This is a genomic window from Streptomyces sp. HP-A2021, assembly GCF_022807935.1.
Lineage (GTDB): Bacteria > Actinomycetota > Actinomycetes > Streptomycetales > Streptomycetaceae > Streptomyces > Streptomyces afghaniensis.
Map to the genome: position 1 here is coordinate 7,614,967 of NZ_CP094344.1, position 17,534 is coordinate 7,632,500.

The following is a 17,534-nucleotide window of genomic DNA, read 5'->3' on the forward strand; positions in this document are numbered from 1 at the left end:
GCCGGTTCAGACCGCGTCGAGGGTGTCCGCCGCCTCGACCTCTTCGCGCGTGATGCCCAGCAGGTACAGCACGGTGTCAAGGAAGGGGAAGTTCACCGCGGTGTGCGCGGCCTGGCGCACCACCGGCTTGGCGTTGAAGGCGACGCCGAGACCGGCCGCGTTCAGCATGTCCAGGTCGTTGGCACCGTCACCGATCGCCACGGTCTGCGACAGCGGCACACCCGCCTCGGCGGCGAACCTGCGCAGCAGCCGGGCCTTGCCGGCACGGTCGACGATCTCGCCCGTGACCTTGCCCGTCAGCTTCCCGTCGACGATCTCCAGCGTGTTGGCGTGGGCGAAGTCCAGCCCGAGCCGCTCCTTCAGGTCGTCGGTGACCTGGGTGAAACCGCCGGAGACGACGCCGACTTGGTAGCCGAGCCGCTTCAGTGTGCGGATCAGGGTGCGGGCGCCCGGCGTCAGCCGCACCTCGCTGCGTACCTTGTCCACGACCGAGGCGTCGAGCCCCTCCAGCAGCGCCACGCGCGCGTGCAGGGACTGCTCGAAGTCCAGCTCGCCGCGCATCGCGGCCGCCGTCACCTCGGCGACCTTGTCCTCGCAGCCGGCGTGCGCGGCGAACAGCTCGATGACCTCGTCCTGGATGAGCGTCGAGTCGACGTCCATGACGACCAGGCGCTGTGCGCGCCGGTACAGACCCGCGGCGACGACCGCCACGTCGATGCCGAGCTTCGCCGCGTCGGGCGCCAGGGCGGTCCGCAGCGGCTCGGTCTCCACGCCGGAAACGGCGAACTCGACCGCGGTCACGGGGTACTTGGCGAGCCGGAAGATACGGTCGATGTTGCCACCGGTCTTCGTGATCCGTGCGGCGATCGCCGCAGTGGCCTCCGCGGTGAGCGGATGCCCGAGCACGGTCACCAGGGAGCGGCCCAGCCCGCGCGGCCGGTTGTCGCCGAGGCCGGAGATGATCTCCGCCTGCATCTTCATCGACTCGGCCCAGCTGTGGACGGTCGCCCGCAGATCGCCCTCGAGCCCCTTGGGCGGCTCGGTCACGAGCGCGCACAGCACCATTCGGCCACGGGTGACGACCTGCTCGATGTCGACGACGTCGACGGAGTAGGCGGCGAGGGTGTCGAAGAGGCCGGCCGTGATGCCCGGACTGTCCTTGCCGAAGATCTTGACAAGGAGGGTGGGGACGTCGGAGGACGAGGTCTGCGAAGCGCTCATGGTGGTTCCACCGTATCCGGCAGGCAGGTCGCACCGCCCGTGAGGTCCGCCTGGCGGACAGCGAACACTGGGTGACGCACGGGTGGCGCGGACCTTGCGTCCCCCGTCCCCGGGGGCCTGCTTCCGTCCCCAAGGGGCCTACTTCCCCCCACGCGGCTTCCGCGGCGGCGGGGGAGGCGGCGGAGGCGGTGGCCCGTCGTCCGGCCGGGCCGGCGGACGGTTCCCACCCTTCGGCCCGGGCGGCTGCCGGGGCCCACGCGGCGGCGGCCCGACCGGCCGCGCCACGGTGGGCGCGCCGTACACGTCCCCGTCCCGGTGAGCAGCCGGGTCACTGCCCGACCGTGGTTCGTGAGGTGCCCTGGGTTCGCCGGGGCGTGGCCGCGCGTCCTCCGGTTCTCGCAGTTCGTCCGGCACCCGGAGGTACGGATTGGTGGCCGGGTTCGGCGGCCGGTACGGCACTCCCGGCGCGTAGGGCCCGGCCTCCTCCCCGTACGACGACGCCCGCCCGGCGCCGGCCGCGCTCCAGCCCTCCGACCGCCCGGCGCCGGCGTCGTACTCGGCCGGCTCCGTCCCGGCCCCGGGCCCCGCCGCATGCCCGGCACCGGCGTCGTACCCGGTCTGCCCCCTGCTCGCCCCTGGTCCGGCCGCCTCCTCCCCCCGGGCCAAAGCCGTAGCCGACCGCCCCGCGGCCCCGCTCGCCCACGCGAGCAGCGCCCCCACCGCCCCGGCCCCCGCACCCCACACCGCGCCCAGCAGCAGGGACATGCCGAGGTGGCCGTGCAGTTCGATGCCCGCGCCGAACGCGTCGAAGCCGAGCACGGACAGGGAGGCGGTCACGGACACGTCCGTCAGCCAGGCGAGCAGCGGCAGGGCCGGCGCGGTCACGACCCCCAGCCGCAGCGCACACCGCCCCGCGAAACCGAGGGCCCCCGAACCCCGTACGTCCGCCGGACCAGGCACCGGTGTCCGCGCCGCCGCCAACACCCCCGCCAGCAGCATCATCAGCGCCGCCGCCACTCCCAGCAGCCACACCCGCCCGTCCAGCTCGGCCAGCCGCCCCAGCGTCACCGGCTGGTCGGAGCGGACCGCGAGCAGGTCGTCCAGGGGGTCCGGCAGGAGACGGGCCAGTTCACCCGTCGCCCGGCCGTCCCACGGCACGAGCAGGCCGATCGGGACGCCCAGCCACACCCCGTTCGGCGCCCCGAGCAGCGCCGCGCCGGCGATGCGCCGGGGATGGTCGTCACCGGCCGCCGCGTACGCCGCCGCCGCGAGCCCCGCCGCCACCGCCACCAGCAGCACGGTCACCACCGCGGAAACGGCGGGCCGTACGACCCGGTGCACGGCCTCCCAGCCCCGCGGCAGCGGCGTACGCCGCGAGGCCAGCAGGGCGATGACGAGGATCCCGGCCGACCAGCCGAGCCCGCCGAGCAGCGTGGGAGCGGTGTCGACCGTGAACCCGACCGCCGCCCGCGCGTCGACCAGGTCGCCGATCCGGTCCGGCAGCAACCCGCCGATGTCCCCCAACCCGGGAATCTCCAGGCCGTCTCCACCGCCCCCGCCCGTCAGGTCGTCCAGGCCCAGCGCGCCGCCGTCGATCGTGATGACATCGTGCCCCGCCCAGGCCAGCCCGCCCAGCATCGCCACGAACAGCGCGACCACCGCGCCCGCACGCGCGAGGAGTTCGGCCGGCGATATCACAACTCCCGCCGCCCGCAAGGACCGTAGGAAGAAGTACGACAGCAGCACCGCCCCGACCAGACTCACCCCCAGTGGCGTGATCTCGATGGCGGTGTCCGCCTCCGCGCCCGTGAGACCGAACGCCGACACATCACCGGACGGTGTGACCGAACCACCCGCCCCAAGGGCCACCACCGCCGCGGTCATCGGCCCCAACGAGCCCGCCGTGTCCGCCTCCAGCAGCCGCAGACCCAGCGCAGCCGTACCCGCCATTCCGATCAACGCCCAGCTCACGGCGGCCACGGCGGACATCAGCACGTCCCCCCACGGCACGCGCGCGCCGCTCCTCGCCGTCTCCGCATCTGTACCGGCACCCATGGCAGACCCCCCGATCCGCTACGCGGCGGGAACACCGCGCCTGTCCCCCTCGCGTCGAAATACCACTCTCCGGTCCGTTTTCAACCCCGTCAACGGAAACGGCTGATGCGTCCGAACGCGGTCTTCACAAGGCCCGACTTTCGGTCAGGCGGCCGCTACTGAAATAGTTCCCCCCGATGTTCGACATCCCTAGACTCCCCATGTCGGGGGTAACTCGGGGGACAACTCAGTGGGGCATGGAGTGCCGGAACTCGTACTGGAATCAAACGGACGTACCTGGACGCTCGATCCGTCCAGGGCATACACCCTCGGACGTGATCCGCAGGGGGACGTCGTCTTCGACGACGCCAGGGTCTCCTGGCGTCACGCCACGGTCAGCTTCAACGGCCGCACTTGGGTCATCGAGGACCATGGCAGCACCAACGGCACCTTCGTACAGGGGCAGCGGATCCATCAGTTGGAGCTCGGCCCGGGCTCGGCGGTAAACCTCGGCAACGCGACCGACGGCCCGCGCCTGGACTTCTCCGGTGCCGCCGCCTCCGTCGCCACGCCGCAGGCCCAGCCCCAGCAGCAGCCGTACGCCGCACAGGGCGCGAACCCCGGCTGGGCCCAGCAGGCGCCGCACCAGCAGGCACCCCATCAGCAGCCCCAGGCCCCGCAGCAGCAGGCCCAGGCCGGCTGGCAGCAGCCGCAGCAGCACGCGGCGCACATCCCGCAGCAGCAGGGCCCCGGCGGCGTCGCGGGGGCGCCGCCGGTCTACGGCGACCGCAGCCCGACCACGTTCCACCAGTTCTCCCTCGGCCGCGTGATGCGCATCGGCCGTGCCCTGGAGAACGAGCTGGTCGTCTCCGACCTCCAGGTCTCCCGGAACCACGCGGAGTTCCACTCGACGCCCGACGGGCGCATGGAGATCCGCGACCTGGGCTCGCACAACGGCACGTACGTCAACGGCCAGCCGATCCCCAAGGGCGGCACGCAACTGCTCGGCCCGGCCGACGTCGTCGGCGTCGGCCACTCGACGTTCCGGATCGTCGGCGACCGGCTGGAGGAGTTCGTCGACACCGGTGAGGTGTCCTTCTCCGCGCGCCACCTGACCGTCACCGTCGACGGCGGCAAGCAGATCCTCAAGGACGTCTCCTTCGGCGTCCCGGAGAAGTCGCTGATCGCGGTCATCGGCCCGTCCGGGTCCGGCAAGTCCACCCTGCTCAAGGCGCTCACCGGCTACCGCCCGGCCGACCAGGGCGAGGTCCTCTACGACAACCGGAACCTCTACAAGCAGTTCGCCGAGCTGCGCCAGCGCATCGGTCTGGTCCCGCAGGACGACATCCTGCACAAGGAGCTGACCGTCAAGAAGGCCCTCAAGTACGCGGCCAAGCTCCGCTTCCCGGCCGACACCACGGCCGCCGAGCGCGACGCCCGTATCGACGAGGTGCTGCGCGAGCTGAAGCTGGACATCCACAAGGACAAGAAGGTCACGTCCCTGTCCGGCGGCCAGCGCAAGCGCGTCTCCGTGGCCCTGGAGCTGCTCACCAAGCCGTCGCTGATCTTCCTGGACGAGCCGACCTCCGGCCTCGACCCGGGCATGGACCGCGATGTCATGCAGCTGCTGCGCGGCCTGGCCGACGACGGCCGTACGGTCCTCGTCGTCACCCACTCGGTGGCGGAGCTGGCGATCTGCGACAAGCTGCTGGTGATGGCGCCGGGCGGCTCGGTCGCCTACTTCGGCCCGCCCGAGGAGGCGCTGAACTTCTTCGGCTACGACACCTGGGCCGATGTCTTCTCCGCCTTCGAGAACTACCGCGACTACGACTGGGCGGGCCGCTGGAAGGGCTCGCAGCACTACCAGATGTACGCCGCGGACATCGACGCCGTAGCGCCGCAGTCCGTACAGGTTCCGCCGATGCAGGCGATGAAGCCGCCGAAGCCGCAGGGCTGGATGTCCCAGTTCGTCACGCTCGTCCGGCGGTACGTCTCGGTGATCGCGTCTGACAAGGGCTTCCTGGCCCTGATGGTGATCCTGCCGGCCGTGCTCGGCGCGGTGAGCCTGCTCATCGACGCGGACAAGGGCCTGCTGCCCAACCCGGCCAACCCGCAGACCGGCCGGATCATCCCGAACGGCACGGCCACCACGGTCCTGCTGATCCTCGCGGTCGGCGCCTGCTTCGCGGGCGCGGCGAACTCGGTCCGCGAGCTGATCAAGGAACGGGTCATCTACGAGCGGGAGCGCGCGACCGGCCTGTCGCGTTCGGCGTACCTGATGTCGAAGGTGTTCGTGCTCGGCATGATCACCGTCCTGCAGGGCCTGCTGGTCGGCGTCATCGGCTTCTCCAGCCGGGAGATCCCCGAGGAGGGCCTGGTCTTCGGCAGCGCCACGCTGCTGGAGCTGTCCGTGCCGATCATGGCCCTGGGCTTCACCTCGATGATGTTCGGCCTGATCATCTCCTCGCTGGTCAAGACCGCCGAGAAGACCATGCCGCTGCTGGTGATGTTCGCCATCATCCAGGTCGTCTTCACGGGCTGCCTGTTCACCCTGCACGGCTCGATCGGCGTCAACCAGTTCTCGTTCCTGATGCCGTCGCGCTGGGCGGTCGCCGCCTCCGGTGCCACGCTGGACTTCAACAAGATCAGCCCGCCCGAGACGGCCGGCGACACCGACCCGCTGTGGGAGCACACGGTCGGGGCCTGGGCCATGGACATGGGCGCGCTCCTCGTCCTCGGCGTGATCTGCGGCTTCTTCGTGGCCCGCTTCCTGCGCCGCCACGAGCCCGAGGTCATGCGCAAGTAGTCCCCGCTCCACCGCGCCCGAAGGGCGGCACCCCGTCAGGAGGGTGCCGCCCTTCGGCGTTCAGTTCAGCGAAGCAGAGGTCCGCGCCAGCCTCAGTACGCGCTGTTGACGTTGTCCATCGAGCCGTACTTGTCGGCCGCGTAGTTGCAGGCGGCGGTGATGTTGGCTACCGGGTCGTAGATGTCCCAGGAAGTGCCGGGGACGTGCCAGTGCTTGAAGGTGGGCGGGATGACCTGGAGCAGGCCCTTCGACGGGATGCCGTTGATGGCGTTGATGTCCCAGTTGTTGATCGCCTTCGGGTTACCCGAGGACTCTCGGATGATGTTGCGCTTGATGCCGTCGTAGGAGCCGGGAATCCCGTGCTTCTTCATGACGTCGAGCGACTCGCGGATCCAGCCGTCGAGGTTGTTCGGGTAGCTCTTGGCGGCCTTCTTGACCTGGGCGCGCTTGGCGTCCCGGCTCGCGGCCTCCTTGGCCTTGCGCGCGGCCTCGGCCTTCTTCTTCGCGGCCTCGGCGGCGGCCTTCTTCTTGGCGGCGGCCGCGGCGTCGGCCTTCTTCTTCGCCGCGATCTGCTCCGCCTTCAGGCTGGCACCGGCCATCTGGTCGGTGACGCTCGCCTTGACGTCCTTGATCTGCTCGGTGCTGAACGCCACCGCAGCCGGCTGAGCGGCCTCGGTCGTGGTCTTGGTCGACGCGCCGCTCGGCACCGCGGAGAAGCCGATGGCGGCGGCGCCGAGGGTGGCGACACCCGCCATGGCGATCTTGTGGTGACGGGTCAGGCTACGACTCTGAACACGGCTGAAGATGTTCTTGGGCATGCTGCTGTGGACCTCTTCGAATAGCGCGGGAGTCGCTCGGCGTCCGGCGTTGGACTCGGTGTGTTTCCGACACGAACGCCGCGGAGGTGAACCCACGGCGCTGAGCGACGCCAGCAATTCTTAGCGGCCGCAAAATGGCGTGGCAAAGGTGTGACGTACGATGCCCAATAGTGGATCAGGGAGGGGCAAATCGGGGCAGACTGGACCGTCTGCGCCGCTCAATAGGTGGGGCTTTGTCTCCTATGCACTTTCGTACGTGACGTGGGTCCTATGCGCGGGCTCACACCAGGCGAGGGGCGGTCTCACCGCTGGTTGCACAAGCGATGCTCTCTGTGAGGGTTCGCCACGGCCCGGGCAGCTCCTGCTACGGCAGGACGAGGTGCACGTCCCCGAACTCGTGCCACAGGTAGCGGCCCCGCACCGCCGCCTCGTACCCGCGTCGGATCGCCTCCCGCCCCGCGACCGCCTCCAGCATCAGCAGATGCGAGGCCTCCGGCTCGTGCAGCCCGGTCAGCAGCCCGTCCACCACAAGCACCCCGCGTTCGGGAGTCACCACGAGATCGGTCCACCCCGACCGCGGCCGTACCACCCCGTCGGCCCCCGCCGCCGACTCCACGGCCCGCACGGCCGTCGTCCCGACCGCCACGATCCGGCCTCCACCGGCTCGCACGGCGTTGATCAGCCGCGCGGAGGTCTCGGACACGGCGAAGCGCTCCGGATACGGCGGCTCGTGCGCCTCCGCCGATGCCACCCCCGTATGCAGCGTGACCGGCGCGAACTGCACGCCCCGGCTCACCAGCTCAGCCACCAGCCGCCCCGTGAAGGGCCGCGCCGCACTCGGCATCTCCGCACTGCCCGCCCCGTCCTCCGACGGCAGCGCGAACACCGTCTGGTAGACGGACAACGGCTGGTCGCGCTCCGTGTACGAGTAGCGAATGGGCCGCCCGTGCTCCCGCAGCAGCCCCGGCACCCCCGGCCCGGCGACCCGCGCCCACCACAGCCGTCGGCTCCGCCCGCTCAGCGGCTCCTCCAGAACCAGCCACCCACCTCCCGGCAGGCACACCCCCGTACCCGCGGGCCCACCCGCACGCGCGCGCGTGGTGCCCCGCCCGTCGGGCTCCCGCAGTTCCACCGCCCAGCGGCCGTCGTCCCCCCGCGTGGAGAAATGCACCACCACGCGCGCGTGCCCGATCCACCCGTCCACGGCCGCCGCCAGCGTGGCCGACGTGTTGACCACGAGCAGATCCCCGGCCCGCAACAGCCGCGGCAGCTCCGGGAACGTGTGATGCGCCACCTCAACGCCCCGGGACACCAGCATCCGCACGGCGTCCCGGTCCAGCCCGGACTCCCGCTGCTCGACCGGCACCCGGGCCGACAGCTCCTCCGGTATGCGCACGGCCAGTGTCATCGGACCCCGTCCACCAGATCCGGAGCCCCGTACCGCCCACTCGCGGGCCGCTCCTCCAGCAGCCGCAGGAACCCCGGCACCACAACCGCCGGCTCCGGCCGCGGATCATGATCGTCCGGTACGGCCGCCGCGTACAGGTCCGTGGCCATGTCACCGGGATCCACCGCCCAGACCCGCAGCCCCGGCTCCTCCACGGCGAGCACCGCCATCAGCTGGTCCAGGGCCGCCTTGGACGCCCCGTAGCCGCCCCAGGTCTCGTACGCCTCGGCGGCCGCGTCCGACGTGACCGCCACGACGGCGCCGGCCCGCGAGGCCCGCAGCAGCGGCAGCGCCTCCTGGACCAGGCCGAGACCCGCCACCACGTTCACCTCCAGCGCCCGCCGCAGCCCCACCAGGGGCAGCTCCTCCAGCCGCACCAGAGGCTCGGCGCCCAGCGCGCTCGCGTTGTGCACCAGCAGGTCGACGCCGCCGAGCCGCCACGCCGCCGCCACCAGCGCCGCACGGTGCGCGGCGTCCGTGACGTCCCCGGGCAGGGCGGTCACGCGCGTGCCGTGCGTCGAGACGGCCCCGGCCGCGTCCGTCAGGGCCTCGGTGCCCCTGGCGTCGAGCACCAGATCCCAGCCCCGCCCGGCCAGGGCCTCCGCGAGCGCCCGGCCCAGACCCTTCGAGGCCCCGGTGATGATCGCAACCGGCATGATCCGCTCCCTCGCTGTGATCGTGTGCCCTCAACCTAGGAACGGAGACACCCGGACCGCCTCGGACGCGAGCCCCACCCCACCGGGTCCCTTCGCCCTACGCCACCGGCCCGGCGCCCCCGGTCCTACGCCGCGCCGCCCGGCCGCATCGGCCCCGCGACCTAGGCCCACCGGACCGGGCGCCCGCCCCCACCGGTCCGATCCGCGATGTCACAGCCCGCCGGTACCGTGAGGACATGAGTCACGGTCCCCGGTCCGGCCTCACCGCGGTGAGCTCCGCGTTGCTGGCCATGAGCAGGCACCTCGAGGTGCGCGACGTCCTCAAGACGATCGTCGCCTCGGCCCGCGAACTGCTCGACGCGCAGTACGCCGCGCTCGGCGTCCCGGACGACCACGGCGGCTTCGCCCAGTTCGTGGTGGACGGCGTCAGCGAGGAACAGTGGAAGGCCATCGGCCCGCTCCCGCGCCAGCACGGCATCCTCGCCGCGATGCTCCACGAGGCCAGGGCCGAGCGCCTCGCCGACGTCCGCAAGGACCCCCGCTTCGAGGGCTGGCCGAGCGCCCACCCCGACCTGGTCGACTTCCTGGGCCTGCCCATCCGCGACGGCGACGAGGTCATCGGCGCGCTGTTCCTGGCCAACAAGAACTGTCCGAAGCCCGAAGGCAGCTGCGGCTTCACACAGGACGACGAGGAACTGCTCGGCATCCTCGCCCAGCACGCGGCGATAGCCCTCACCAACGCCCGGCTCTACGAACGCAGCCGCGAACTCACCATCGCCGAGGAACGCTCCCGCCTCGCCCACGAACTGCACGACGCGGTCAGCCAGAAGCTCTTCTCCCTCCGCCTGACCGCCCAGGCAGCGGCCCGCCTCGTGGACCGGGACCCCTCCCGCGCCAAGGGCGAACTCCAGCAGGTGGCGGCCCTCGCCGCCGAGGCCGCCGACGAACTGCGCGCCGCCGTCGTCGAGTTGCGCCCCGCCGCCCTCGACGAGGACGGTCTCGTGGCCACCCTCCGGACGCAGATCCAGGTGCTCGACCGCGCCCACTCCGCCCGCGTCACCTTCGCCGGCCGCGGTGTGAAGGCCCTGCCCGCCTCCCAGGAGGAGGCCGTCCTGCGCGTCGCCCAGGAGGCCCTGCACAACGCCCTGCGCCACTCCGGCGCCGACCACGTGGACGTCACCCTGGACCGCCGCGGCAGCGGAGCCGTCCTGCGCGTCACGGACGACGGCAGCGGCTTCGACCCGCAGGCGGTCCGCCGCGCAGGACGCCATCTGGGCCTGGTCTCGATGCGGGACCGGGCGAGCGGAGCCGGCGGCACGCTGACCGTGGAATCGGCGCCCGGCAAGGGCACCACGATCGAGATGGAGGTCCCCGGTGGCTGACGCAATCAAGGTGCTGCTCGTCGACGACCACCAGGTCGTCCGCCGGGGCCTGCGCACGTTCCTCGAGGTGCAGGACGACATCGAGGTCGTCGGCGAGGCGGCGGACGGCGCCGAGGGGGTCGACCGCGCGGAGGAGCTGCGGCCCGATGTCATCCTCATGGACGTCAAGATGCCGGGCATGGACGGCGTCGACGCCCTGCGCAGACTCCGCGAACTGGACAACCCCGCGCGCGTGCTGATCGTCACCAGCTTCACCGAGCAGCGCACGGTGGTCCCGGCCCTGCGCGCGGGCGCCGCCGGCTACGTCTACAAGGACGTCGACCCCGACGCCCTCGCCGGAGCCATCCGCTCCGTCCACGCCGGGCACATCCTCCTCCAGCCGGAGGTCGCCGACGCCCTGCTGTCCCAGGAGGAGGCCAACTCGGGCCCGGGACGTGCCGGTTCGCTCACGGACCGGGAGCGCGAGGTGCTCGGCCTGATAGCGGACGGCCGCTCCAACCGGGAGATCGCCCGCGCGCTCGTCCTCTCCGAGAAGACCGTCAAGACCCACGTCTCGAACATCCTGATGAAACTCGACCTGTCCGACCGGACCCAGGCCGCCCTGTGGGCCGTTCGCCATGGCGTGACCGGCTGACACGCTCATCCCACGGCAACACGGAGGGTTCCATTCCAGACCGAGATTCATACTGTCGTGGGAACGTCCCTCACATGGCGCAACCTCGGTGGAGCTCCGCCGTTCTCCAGTGCGTGCTGCGGCGCCTGCCGCGGCAATCGCAAGGAGGGCTCAGAAGTGAAGAACCTGAAGAAGGCCGCTGCCGTGACGATGGTGACCGGTGGCCTGCTGGCCGCGGGCGCGGGCATCGCCTCCGCCACCAGCGCGCACGCCGACGGCCAGGCCGTGGGCTCCCCGGGCGTCGGCTCGGGCAACGTCGTCCAGGCCCCGGTGCACGTCCCGGTCAACGTCTCCGGCAACAGCGTGAACGTCGTGGGCGCGCTGAACCCGGCCTTCGGCAACCTCGCCGTCAACCACTGACGCCCCACCTCCGTCTCCGAGCCGGAGGTGCCACCGGCCTCCCAGGTCTGCCTGGGAGGCCGTCCGCTTGGCCTGCGGCAGTCGTGCCGACCTGGCTGCGGGCAGTCGTGCCGCTGGAGCGGCACGGGTGGGCGCAGCGGCACCCCGCAACGCCGGGCTGCACACCCACCCGCCCTCAGCGGCAACACCGAGCAGCTTCACCAACGACAGTCACCGCACCCCCCGCTCCCGCTCCTCCACAACGGAGTTGTACGCCGCGACCTGCGCCCGCCGAGCCGTCCGCTCCACCGGCCGCAACGCCTCCCGCCGCGCAGACATCTCGGACGAACTCACCGCACCGCCGTGCCCACTCTCCGTCGCCACAACGATGAGCGTCCCCACCCGCTGCGCCAACTCCAGCACCCGCACCGCCCGCGACGGATACCCCGGCGCCAGCACCTCCCGCCCCCGCTCGGCCCGAGCCCGATACGCGTCGACCGCCGCCTCCGCCACCGGCCCCGACCCGGCCACATCCAGCCGCGTCAGTACCTCGGTCGCCTCCCGGAGAGCCTCAGCGAGCTCCCGCTCGGCCTCACCCAGCGACGGCACATCCGCAGGCGGCGCCTCCCGCACGGGCAGCACGTGCCACACCACTTCGACCTGGACACCCTCGGGCCCGGCGTCGTACACGTCCGGCACCAACCCCAAGGCGGCCCCGTAACAGACCACCGCCTCCTCGGCCTCCAGCGCCCGCGCGTTGAACTCCGGCGGCCCGCTCAGCCCCAGCGGATGCCCCGGCGCGGGCAGTGCCACCCGCAGCCCGGTCACCCCGAGCCTGCGCAGCCGCCCCAGCGCGAGCGTCAGCCCGACCTGGCCAGATTCTCCCGGCAGCCCCTCCACCCGATGCACCGCGTCCTCGCCGACGATGGCGAGCACGGCGTCATCCGGTGAGACAAGTCCGGCCAAAAGTGCATTTCCCCATGCAGCGAGACGTCCAGCGCGTGGTTCCGTGAGCATGTCCCCACCCTAGGACCCTCCAAGGACCGGACCGAGGGAATGTCCGGGCCGACCGGTGGCGTAGATTTCATGGAGGGCTGCGCCCACCGGCGCGGCGGACCGAGCCACAGGCTTACGCGACAGCCGAGACCGGCCACACTGCAAGGGGAGACAACGCGCTCATGAGCGATGTTCTGGAGCTTCAGGACGTATCCGTGGTCCGCGAGGGCCGGGCTCTGGTGGACCAGGTCTCCTGGTCGGTCAAGGAGGGCGAGCGCTGGGTCATCCTGGGCCCGAACGGCGCCGGCAAGACCACCCTCCTCAACCTCGCTTCCACCTACCTCTTCCCCAGCTCGGGCACCGCCGCCATCCTCGGCGAGACCCTCGGCAGGCCCGGCACCGACGTCTTCGAGCTGCGCCCGCGCATCGGCATGGCCGGCATCGCCATGGCCGACAAGCTTCCCAAGCGCCAGACGGTCCTGGAGACGGTGCTGACCGCCGCGTACGGCATGACCGCCACCTGGCACGAGGACTACGAGGAGATCGACGAACAGCGCGCCCGCGCCTTCCTCGACCGCCTCGGCATGAGCGAGTACCTGGAGCGCAAGTTCGGCACGCTCTCGGAGGGCGAGCGCAAGCGCACCCTCATCGCCCGTGCCCTGATGACCGACCCCGAGCTGCTGCTCCTCGACGAGCCCGCCGCCGGCCTCGACCTCGGCGGCCGCGAGGACCTCGTCCGCCGCCTCGGCCGCCTCGCCCGCGACCCGATCGCCCCCTCGATGCTCATGGTCACCCACCACGTCGAGGAGATCCCCCCGGGCTTCACGCACGTCCTCATGATCCGCCAGGGCAAGGTCCTCGCCGCCGGTCCGATGGAGCTCGAGCTCACCTCCCGCAACCTCTCCCTCTGCTTCGGCCTCCCGCTCGTCGTCGAACAGGCGGGCGAGCGCTGGACGGCCCAGGGCCTCCCGCTGTCCTGACCGTGCCCCTCGCCCTGCAAATCCCAAAGTAAGAACGGCATTTCACACGCTGGGCGCCCTGTCGGTGACAGGGCCGTCGGACCTACCATGACCATGTGGAAATCGACGCATGGCTGTGGTGGCTGATCGGCGCGACAGCGCTCGGCATCGCGCTCGTGGTCACCGCGATGCCGGAACTCGGCATGCTCGCGGTGGGCGCCATCGGCGCCGCGGTGGTCAACGGCCTCTTCGGCGGCGGAGCCGTCGCCCAGGTCGTCGTCTTCGCCGTCATCTCGACCGCGGGCATCGCCGTCGTACGGCCCATCGCGAACCGGCATCGCGCCCAGCGGCCCCAACTCGCCACCGGTGTGGACGCGTTGAAAGGCAGACAAGCCGTCGTCCTGGAACGCGTCGACGCCTCCGGCGGCCGGATCAAGCTGGCCGGAGAGGTCTGGTCGGCCCGCGCCCTCGACACCGACCGCGCCTACGAAGTAGGCCAGGAAGTGGACGTCGTGGACATCGAGGGAGCCACTGCGATCGTCATGTGACCTCGCAGGACGTAACTGGAGTGAACTCCTCGCCAGCTACGTGACGGTCTGACAGACTCGACCAGCAAGATCTTCGACAACCATGAGATCTGCCGAAGTCGCCGAGGCGGAGAAGGGTACGGGGAACGACGATGGAACCGGTCATCATCGTCCTGATCATTCTGGTGGTGTTGGTCTTCATCGCCCTGATCAAGACGATCCAAGTCATCCCACAGGCCAGCGCGGCCATCGTCGAGCGCTTCGGCCGCTACACGCGGACGCTGAACGCCGGCCTCAACATCGTCGTCCCGTTCATCGACACCATCCGCAACCGCATCGACCTGCGTGAACAGGTCGTGCCCTTCCCGCCGCAGCCGGTGATCACCCAGGACAACCTGGTGGTCAACATCGACACGGTCATCTACTACCAGGTGACCGACGCCCGCGCCGCGACGTACGAAGTCGCCAGCTACATCCAGGCGATCGAGCAGCTCACCGTCACCACGCTCCGCAACATCATCGGTGGCATGGACCTGGAGCGGACCCTGACCTCCCGCGAGGAGATCAACGCGGCCCTGCGTGGCGTCCTCGACGAGGCCACCGGCAAGTGGGGCATCCGCGTCAACCGCGTCGAACTCAAGGCGATCGAGCCGCCCACCTCCATCCAGGACTCGATGGAGAAGCAGATGCGCGCCGACCGAGACAAGCGCGCCGCGATCCTCCAGGCCGAAGGTGTCCGGCAGTCCGAGATCCTGCGCGCCGAAGGTGAGAAGCAGTCCCAGATCCTGCGCGCCGAAGGTGAGGCCAAGGCAGCCGCCCTGCGCGCCGAGGGCGAGGCCCAGGCCGTCCGTACGGTCTTCGAAGCCATCCACGCCGGCGACCCGGACCAGAAGCTGCTCTCCTACCAGTACCTCCAGATGCTCCCGAAGATCGCCGAAGGCGACGCCAACAAGCTCTGGATCGTCCCCAGCGAAATCGGCGACGCCCTCAAGGGCCTCTCCGGCGCCATGGGCAACTTCGGCGGCCTCGGCGGAGGTTCCGGCGGCAACGGAGGCGCGTCCGGAGGCCACGTCCCCGCCCAGGAACGCCGCGAGAAGCCGTCCATCGACTGACCGGCACGCATACGACCGGGGGCCCGCTTCCCAGGAAACGGGCCCCCGGTCGTATGGGAGCGCTAGGCAGCCGGCTGGGCCAGCCACTCCGGCAGCGCGTCGAAGTCGTCCTGCCCCAGCGCCAGCAGCATCGCGTCAGCCGGAGTCGGCTCGAACGGCTGCCGCAGCAGCGGCATCCCCGCCTCCTCCGGAGTCCGGTTCGCCTTGCGGTGGTTGTCCTGCGCGCACGAGGCCACCGTGTTCAGCCAGGTGTCCTGACCGCCCTGCGACCGCGGCACCACATGGTCGACGGTCGTCGCCCGCCTCCCGCAGTACGCGCACCGGTGCCGGTCCCGGACCAGCACACCCCGCCTCGACCACGGCGCTCGTCTTCGGAAGGGCACCCGTACGTACTGGCAGAGCCGGATCACCCGGGGCGCCGGTATGTCGACCGCGGCTCCCCGCATCCGCAGCTCGGGGTGGGCCTGCTCGACGACGGCCTTGTCCTGAAGCACCAGAACGACGGCTCGGTTCAGCGTCACCGTCGACAGCGGCTCGAAGCTCGCGTTGAGTACCAGCGTGTCCCGCATACCAGCCCACCTCCCGTGTGCACCGGCCCACCCCCTGGCGGGCTGGGATCAACTCTGGCCGGGCACGCCGAGATGGACAACGCAATATCTGCTGCTCCCACAGGGGGTGACCCCCGCGGCCCCCGGCAACAAAAATGCCCGCTCCTGATCAATTCCAAGACCAGGAGCGGGCAAACGTTCCGTGAACGCCGGGATCGCAGGGCGGCTCGTCAGCCCTCGGCGGGCACCTCGTACTCACCGATCAACTGAGCCCGCCCGATCGTGTGGAACCGCAGGTTGAAGCCCACGACGGCAGGCGAAGCCTCCGCGTCCGGACCGAGCTTCTCCTGATCCACGGCGTACACCGTGAACACGTACCGGTGCGGCCCGTCCCCGGGCGGCGGCGCGGCACCGCCGAACTCCTTGCTGCCGTAGTCGTTACGAGCGTGGATCGCACCCTCGGGCAGCCCCTCGAACTTCCCGCTGCCCGCACCCGCCGGCAGCTCGGTCACCGACGCCGGGATGTCGAACAGCACCCAGTGCCAGAACCCGCTGCCCGTCGGGGCATCGGGGTCGTAGCAGGTCACGGCGAAGCTCTTGGTCTCAGGCGGGAAGCCCTCCCACCGCAGCTGCGGCGAGGTGTTGCCGGCCGCGTGGACCTGAGCGTCCTTGAGCGTCGCACCCTCCTGGACGTCCTCGCTCGTCACCGTGAACGACGGCACGGGCGGATGGAAGTCGTGGGGGAGCGGCCGCCGCTTGAGCTCGGTCACCTCGGTACCTCCTGATCGGTTCTTGCAGTTGACCCCGAGCCTAGGGCCTCTCCTAGAACCAGTTGCGCTTGCTGCCCACCTCGGAGAGCCACTGGTTGAGGTACGCCGTCCAGTCGGTCCCCTGGTAGTCGTTGAGACCCACCTGGAAGGACCGGAAGGTGTCGCTGCCCTCGCTGAACAGACCCGGCTTCTTGTCCATCTCGAGCACCACGTCCATGGCGTTCGCGTCGGCCACGAAGCTCAGCTCGACCTGGTTCAGCCCCCGGTACTGCTGCGGCGGGTAGAACTCGATCTCCTGGTAGAACGGCAGCTTCTGCCGCGTACCCCGAATGACCCCGCGCTCCATGTCCGCGTTCTTGAAGCGGAAGCCCAGCTGGATGAAGGCGTCCAGGATCGCCTTCTGCGCCGGCAGCGGGTGCACCTTGATCGGGTCAAGGTCACCGGAGTCCACCGCCCGCGCGATCTCCAGCTCCGTGGAGACCCCGATGTGCATCGAGCGCAGCTCCTGCCCGTCGATCGTCGTGATCGGCGTCTCCCACGGGATCTCCAGCCCGAACTGCACCGCGTGCACCGCGTTCGCCTGAAGCTCGAACGCCCCGCCCAGCCGGGACTTCGTGAACTCGATGTCCTGCTTGTACTCCTGGTCGCCGCTCTCCACCTCGACCTTGGCCTGGAGCCCGACCGAGAGCCCCTCGATCTGCTGGTTCACGGACCCGCCCTGGATCCGCACCTCACCCTGGACGACACCGCCCGGGACGACGTTGACCTCGTGCAGCACCGTCTCGACCGAAGCCCCGCCGGCCCCCAGGCTCGCGAGCAGCTTCTTGAACGCCATGTCTCTCCCTCTCGCCCACTACGGGTGAATCCCTGATCAGTACAAACGCGATCCGGCCGTGGCCGGTTCCACGCCCTCACCCTGGCAAGGCCGGCGCCCTGAGGCCACCCCGCCGCACCACCCGTCTCCAGTACCCTCGGACGGCATGATCGCGACCCCCGACCGTACGCCCCTGCCCAGGGAGTTCTTCGACCGGCCCGTCCTCGATGTCGCCCCCGACCTCCTCGGCCGCATCCTGGTACGCACCACCCCGGACGGTCCGATCGCCCTCCGCCTCACAGAGGTAGAGGCCTACGACGGTGCCGACGACCCCGGCTCCCACGCCTATCGCGGCCGCACGGCCCGCAACGGCGTGATGTTCGGTCCCCCCGGGCATGTCTACGTCTACTTCACCTACGGCATGTGGTTCTG

At 70.9% G+C, this 17,534-nt stretch carries 17 protein-coding genes (1 of these 17 running past the window's edge); 8 read left to right on the forward strand and 9 right to left on the reverse strand.

What is annotated here, in order from left to right; genetic code table 11:
* Positions 1–6: 6 nt before the first annotated feature.
* Positions 7–1,221, reverse strand: a complete 1,215-nt coding sequence (gene serB / locus MQE23_RS34425) for a phosphoserine phosphatase SerB (protein WP_020274144.1) — start codon at positions 1,219–1,221, stop codon at positions 7–9.
* A 138-nt stretch (positions 1,222–1,359) separates the two neighbouring features.
* Positions 1,360–3,276, reverse strand: coding sequence for a streptophobe family protein (locus MQE23_RS34430; protein ID WP_243381164.1), 1,917 nt, complete (start codon positions 3,274–3,276; stop codon positions 1,360–1,362).
* A 241-nt stretch (positions 3,277–3,517) separates the two neighbouring features.
* Between MQE23_RS34430 and MQE23_RS34435 the strand changes: the two genes are divergently transcribed.
* Complete coding sequence (locus tag MQE23_RS34435) at positions 3,518–6,061, forward strand: FHA domain-containing protein (RefSeq protein WP_020272318.1); 2,544 nt, start codon at positions 3,518–3,520, stop codon at positions 6,059–6,061.
* A 92-nt stretch (positions 6,062–6,153) separates the two neighbouring features.
* On the opposite strand, the gene MQE23_RS34440 is transcribed toward MQE23_RS34435, so the two are convergent.
* The 3 genes from MQE23_RS34440 to MQE23_RS34450 all read right to left on the reverse strand — a co-directional run bounded on the left by MQE23_RS34440 (position 6,154) and on the right by MQE23_RS34450 (position 8,982).
* The gene (locus MQE23_RS34440; protein WP_020272317.1) at positions 6,154–6,879 is read right to left on the reverse strand and encodes a transglycosylase SLT domain-containing protein; all 726 of its coding nucleotides are present in this window, start codon (positions 6,877–6,879) and stop codon (positions 6,154–6,156) included.
* A gap of 364 nt (positions 6,880–7,243) precedes the next feature.
* Positions 7,244–8,287, reverse strand: a complete 1,044-nt coding sequence (locus MQE23_RS34445) for an S-adenosylmethionine:tRNA ribosyltransferase-isomerase (RefSeq protein WP_243381165.1) — start codon at positions 8,285–8,287, stop codon at positions 7,244–7,246.
* Positions 8,284–8,982 carry an SDR family oxidoreductase gene (locus tag MQE23_RS34450; RefSeq protein WP_243381167.1) on the reverse strand — a complete coding sequence of 233 codons (699 nt, stop codon included), beginning with the start codon at positions 8,980–8,982 and terminating at the stop codon, positions 8,284–8,286. The genes MQE23_RS34445 and MQE23_RS34450 overlap by 4 nt, the downstream gene beginning before the upstream one ends.
* A 236-nt stretch (positions 8,983–9,218) precedes the next feature.
* Here MQE23_RS34450 and MQE23_RS34455 point away from each other — a divergent pair, with 236 nt between their 5' ends.
* The 3 genes from MQE23_RS34455 (at position 9,219) to MQE23_RS34465 (ending at position 11,397) form a co-directional block, all read left to right on the forward strand.
* Entirely contained in the window at positions 9,219–10,364 is a 1,146-nt protein-coding gene (locus MQE23_RS34455) for a GAF domain-containing sensor histidine kinase (protein ID WP_037668878.1), read from the forward strand.
* Positions 10,357–10,998 carry a response regulator transcription factor gene (locus MQE23_RS34460; protein WP_037668875.1) on the forward strand — a complete coding sequence of 214 codons (642 nt, stop codon included), beginning with the start codon at positions 10,357–10,359 and terminating at the stop codon, positions 10,996–10,998. Before MQE23_RS34455 ends, MQE23_RS34460 begins: the two co-directional genes overlap by 8 nt.
* Positions 10,999–11,154: 156 nt before the next feature.
* Positions 11,155–11,397 carry a chaplin gene (locus MQE23_RS34465; RefSeq protein ID WP_020272311.1) on the forward strand — a complete coding sequence of 81 codons (243 nt, stop codon included), beginning with the start codon at positions 11,155–11,157 and terminating at the stop codon, positions 11,395–11,397.
* Positions 11,398–11,607: 210 nt separating this feature from the next.
* Here MQE23_RS34465 and MQE23_RS34470 read toward each other — a convergent pair whose 3' ends face one another.
* Positions 11,608–12,393: a hypothetical protein gene (locus MQE23_RS34470; RefSeq protein WP_082319847.1), complete on the reverse strand. Its 786-nt coding sequence runs from the start codon at positions 12,391–12,393 to the stop codon at positions 11,608–11,610.
* Between the two features lie 161 nt (positions 12,394–12,554).
* On the opposite strand from MQE23_RS34470, the gene MQE23_RS34475 reads away from it, so the two are divergent.
* From MQE23_RS34475 to MQE23_RS34485, 3 genes are all read left to right on the forward strand, one after another.
* Positions 12,555–13,352, forward strand: coding sequence for an ABC transporter ATP-binding protein (locus MQE23_RS34475; protein ID WP_020272309.1), 798 nt, complete (start codon positions 12,555–12,557; stop codon positions 13,350–13,352).
* Positions 13,353–13,447: 95 nt separating this feature from the next.
* On the forward strand, positions 13,448–13,879 hold the full coding sequence (locus tag MQE23_RS34480; RefSeq protein WP_020272308.1) for an NfeD family protein: 432 nt from the start codon (positions 13,448–13,450) through the stop codon (positions 13,877–13,879).
* 131 nt (positions 13,880–14,010) lie between these two features.
* Positions 14,011–14,970, forward strand: coding sequence for an SPFH domain-containing protein (locus tag MQE23_RS34485; RefSeq protein WP_020272307.1), 960 nt, complete (start codon positions 14,011–14,013; stop codon positions 14,968–14,970).
* A 62-nt stretch (positions 14,971–15,032) separates the two neighbouring features.
* Here the strand turns inward: MQE23_RS34485 and MQE23_RS34490 are convergent, their stop codons facing one another.
* The 3 genes from MQE23_RS34490 to MQE23_RS34500 form a co-directional block, all read right to left on the reverse strand.
* Complete coding sequence (locus tag MQE23_RS34490) at positions 15,033–15,539, reverse strand: HNH endonuclease (RefSeq protein ID WP_010037688.1); 507 nt, start codon at positions 15,537–15,539, stop codon at positions 15,033–15,035.
* Between the two features lie 209 nt (positions 15,540–15,748).
* Positions 15,749–16,288: a YbhB/YbcL family Raf kinase inhibitor-like protein gene (locus MQE23_RS34495; protein WP_020272305.1), complete on the reverse strand. Its 540-nt coding sequence runs from the start codon at positions 16,286–16,288 to the stop codon at positions 15,749–15,751.
* Between the two features lie 52 nt (positions 16,289–16,340).
* Positions 16,341–17,123: a sporulation protein gene (locus MQE23_RS34500; RefSeq protein ID WP_020272304.1), complete on the reverse strand. Its 783-nt coding sequence runs from the start codon at positions 17,121–17,123 to the stop codon at positions 16,341–16,343.
* A 145-nt stretch (positions 17,124–17,268) separates the two neighbouring features.
* Between MQE23_RS34500 and MQE23_RS34505 the strand changes: the two genes are divergently transcribed.
* Positions 17,269–17,534 carry the beginning of a DNA-3-methyladenine glycosylase gene (locus tag MQE23_RS34505; protein ID WP_243381169.1) on the forward strand. 385 nt of this gene lie beyond the right edge of the window, so 266 of the gene's 651 nt are visible here — the first part of the coding sequence; its start codon is at positions 17,269–17,271; its stop codon lies off the right edge, out of view.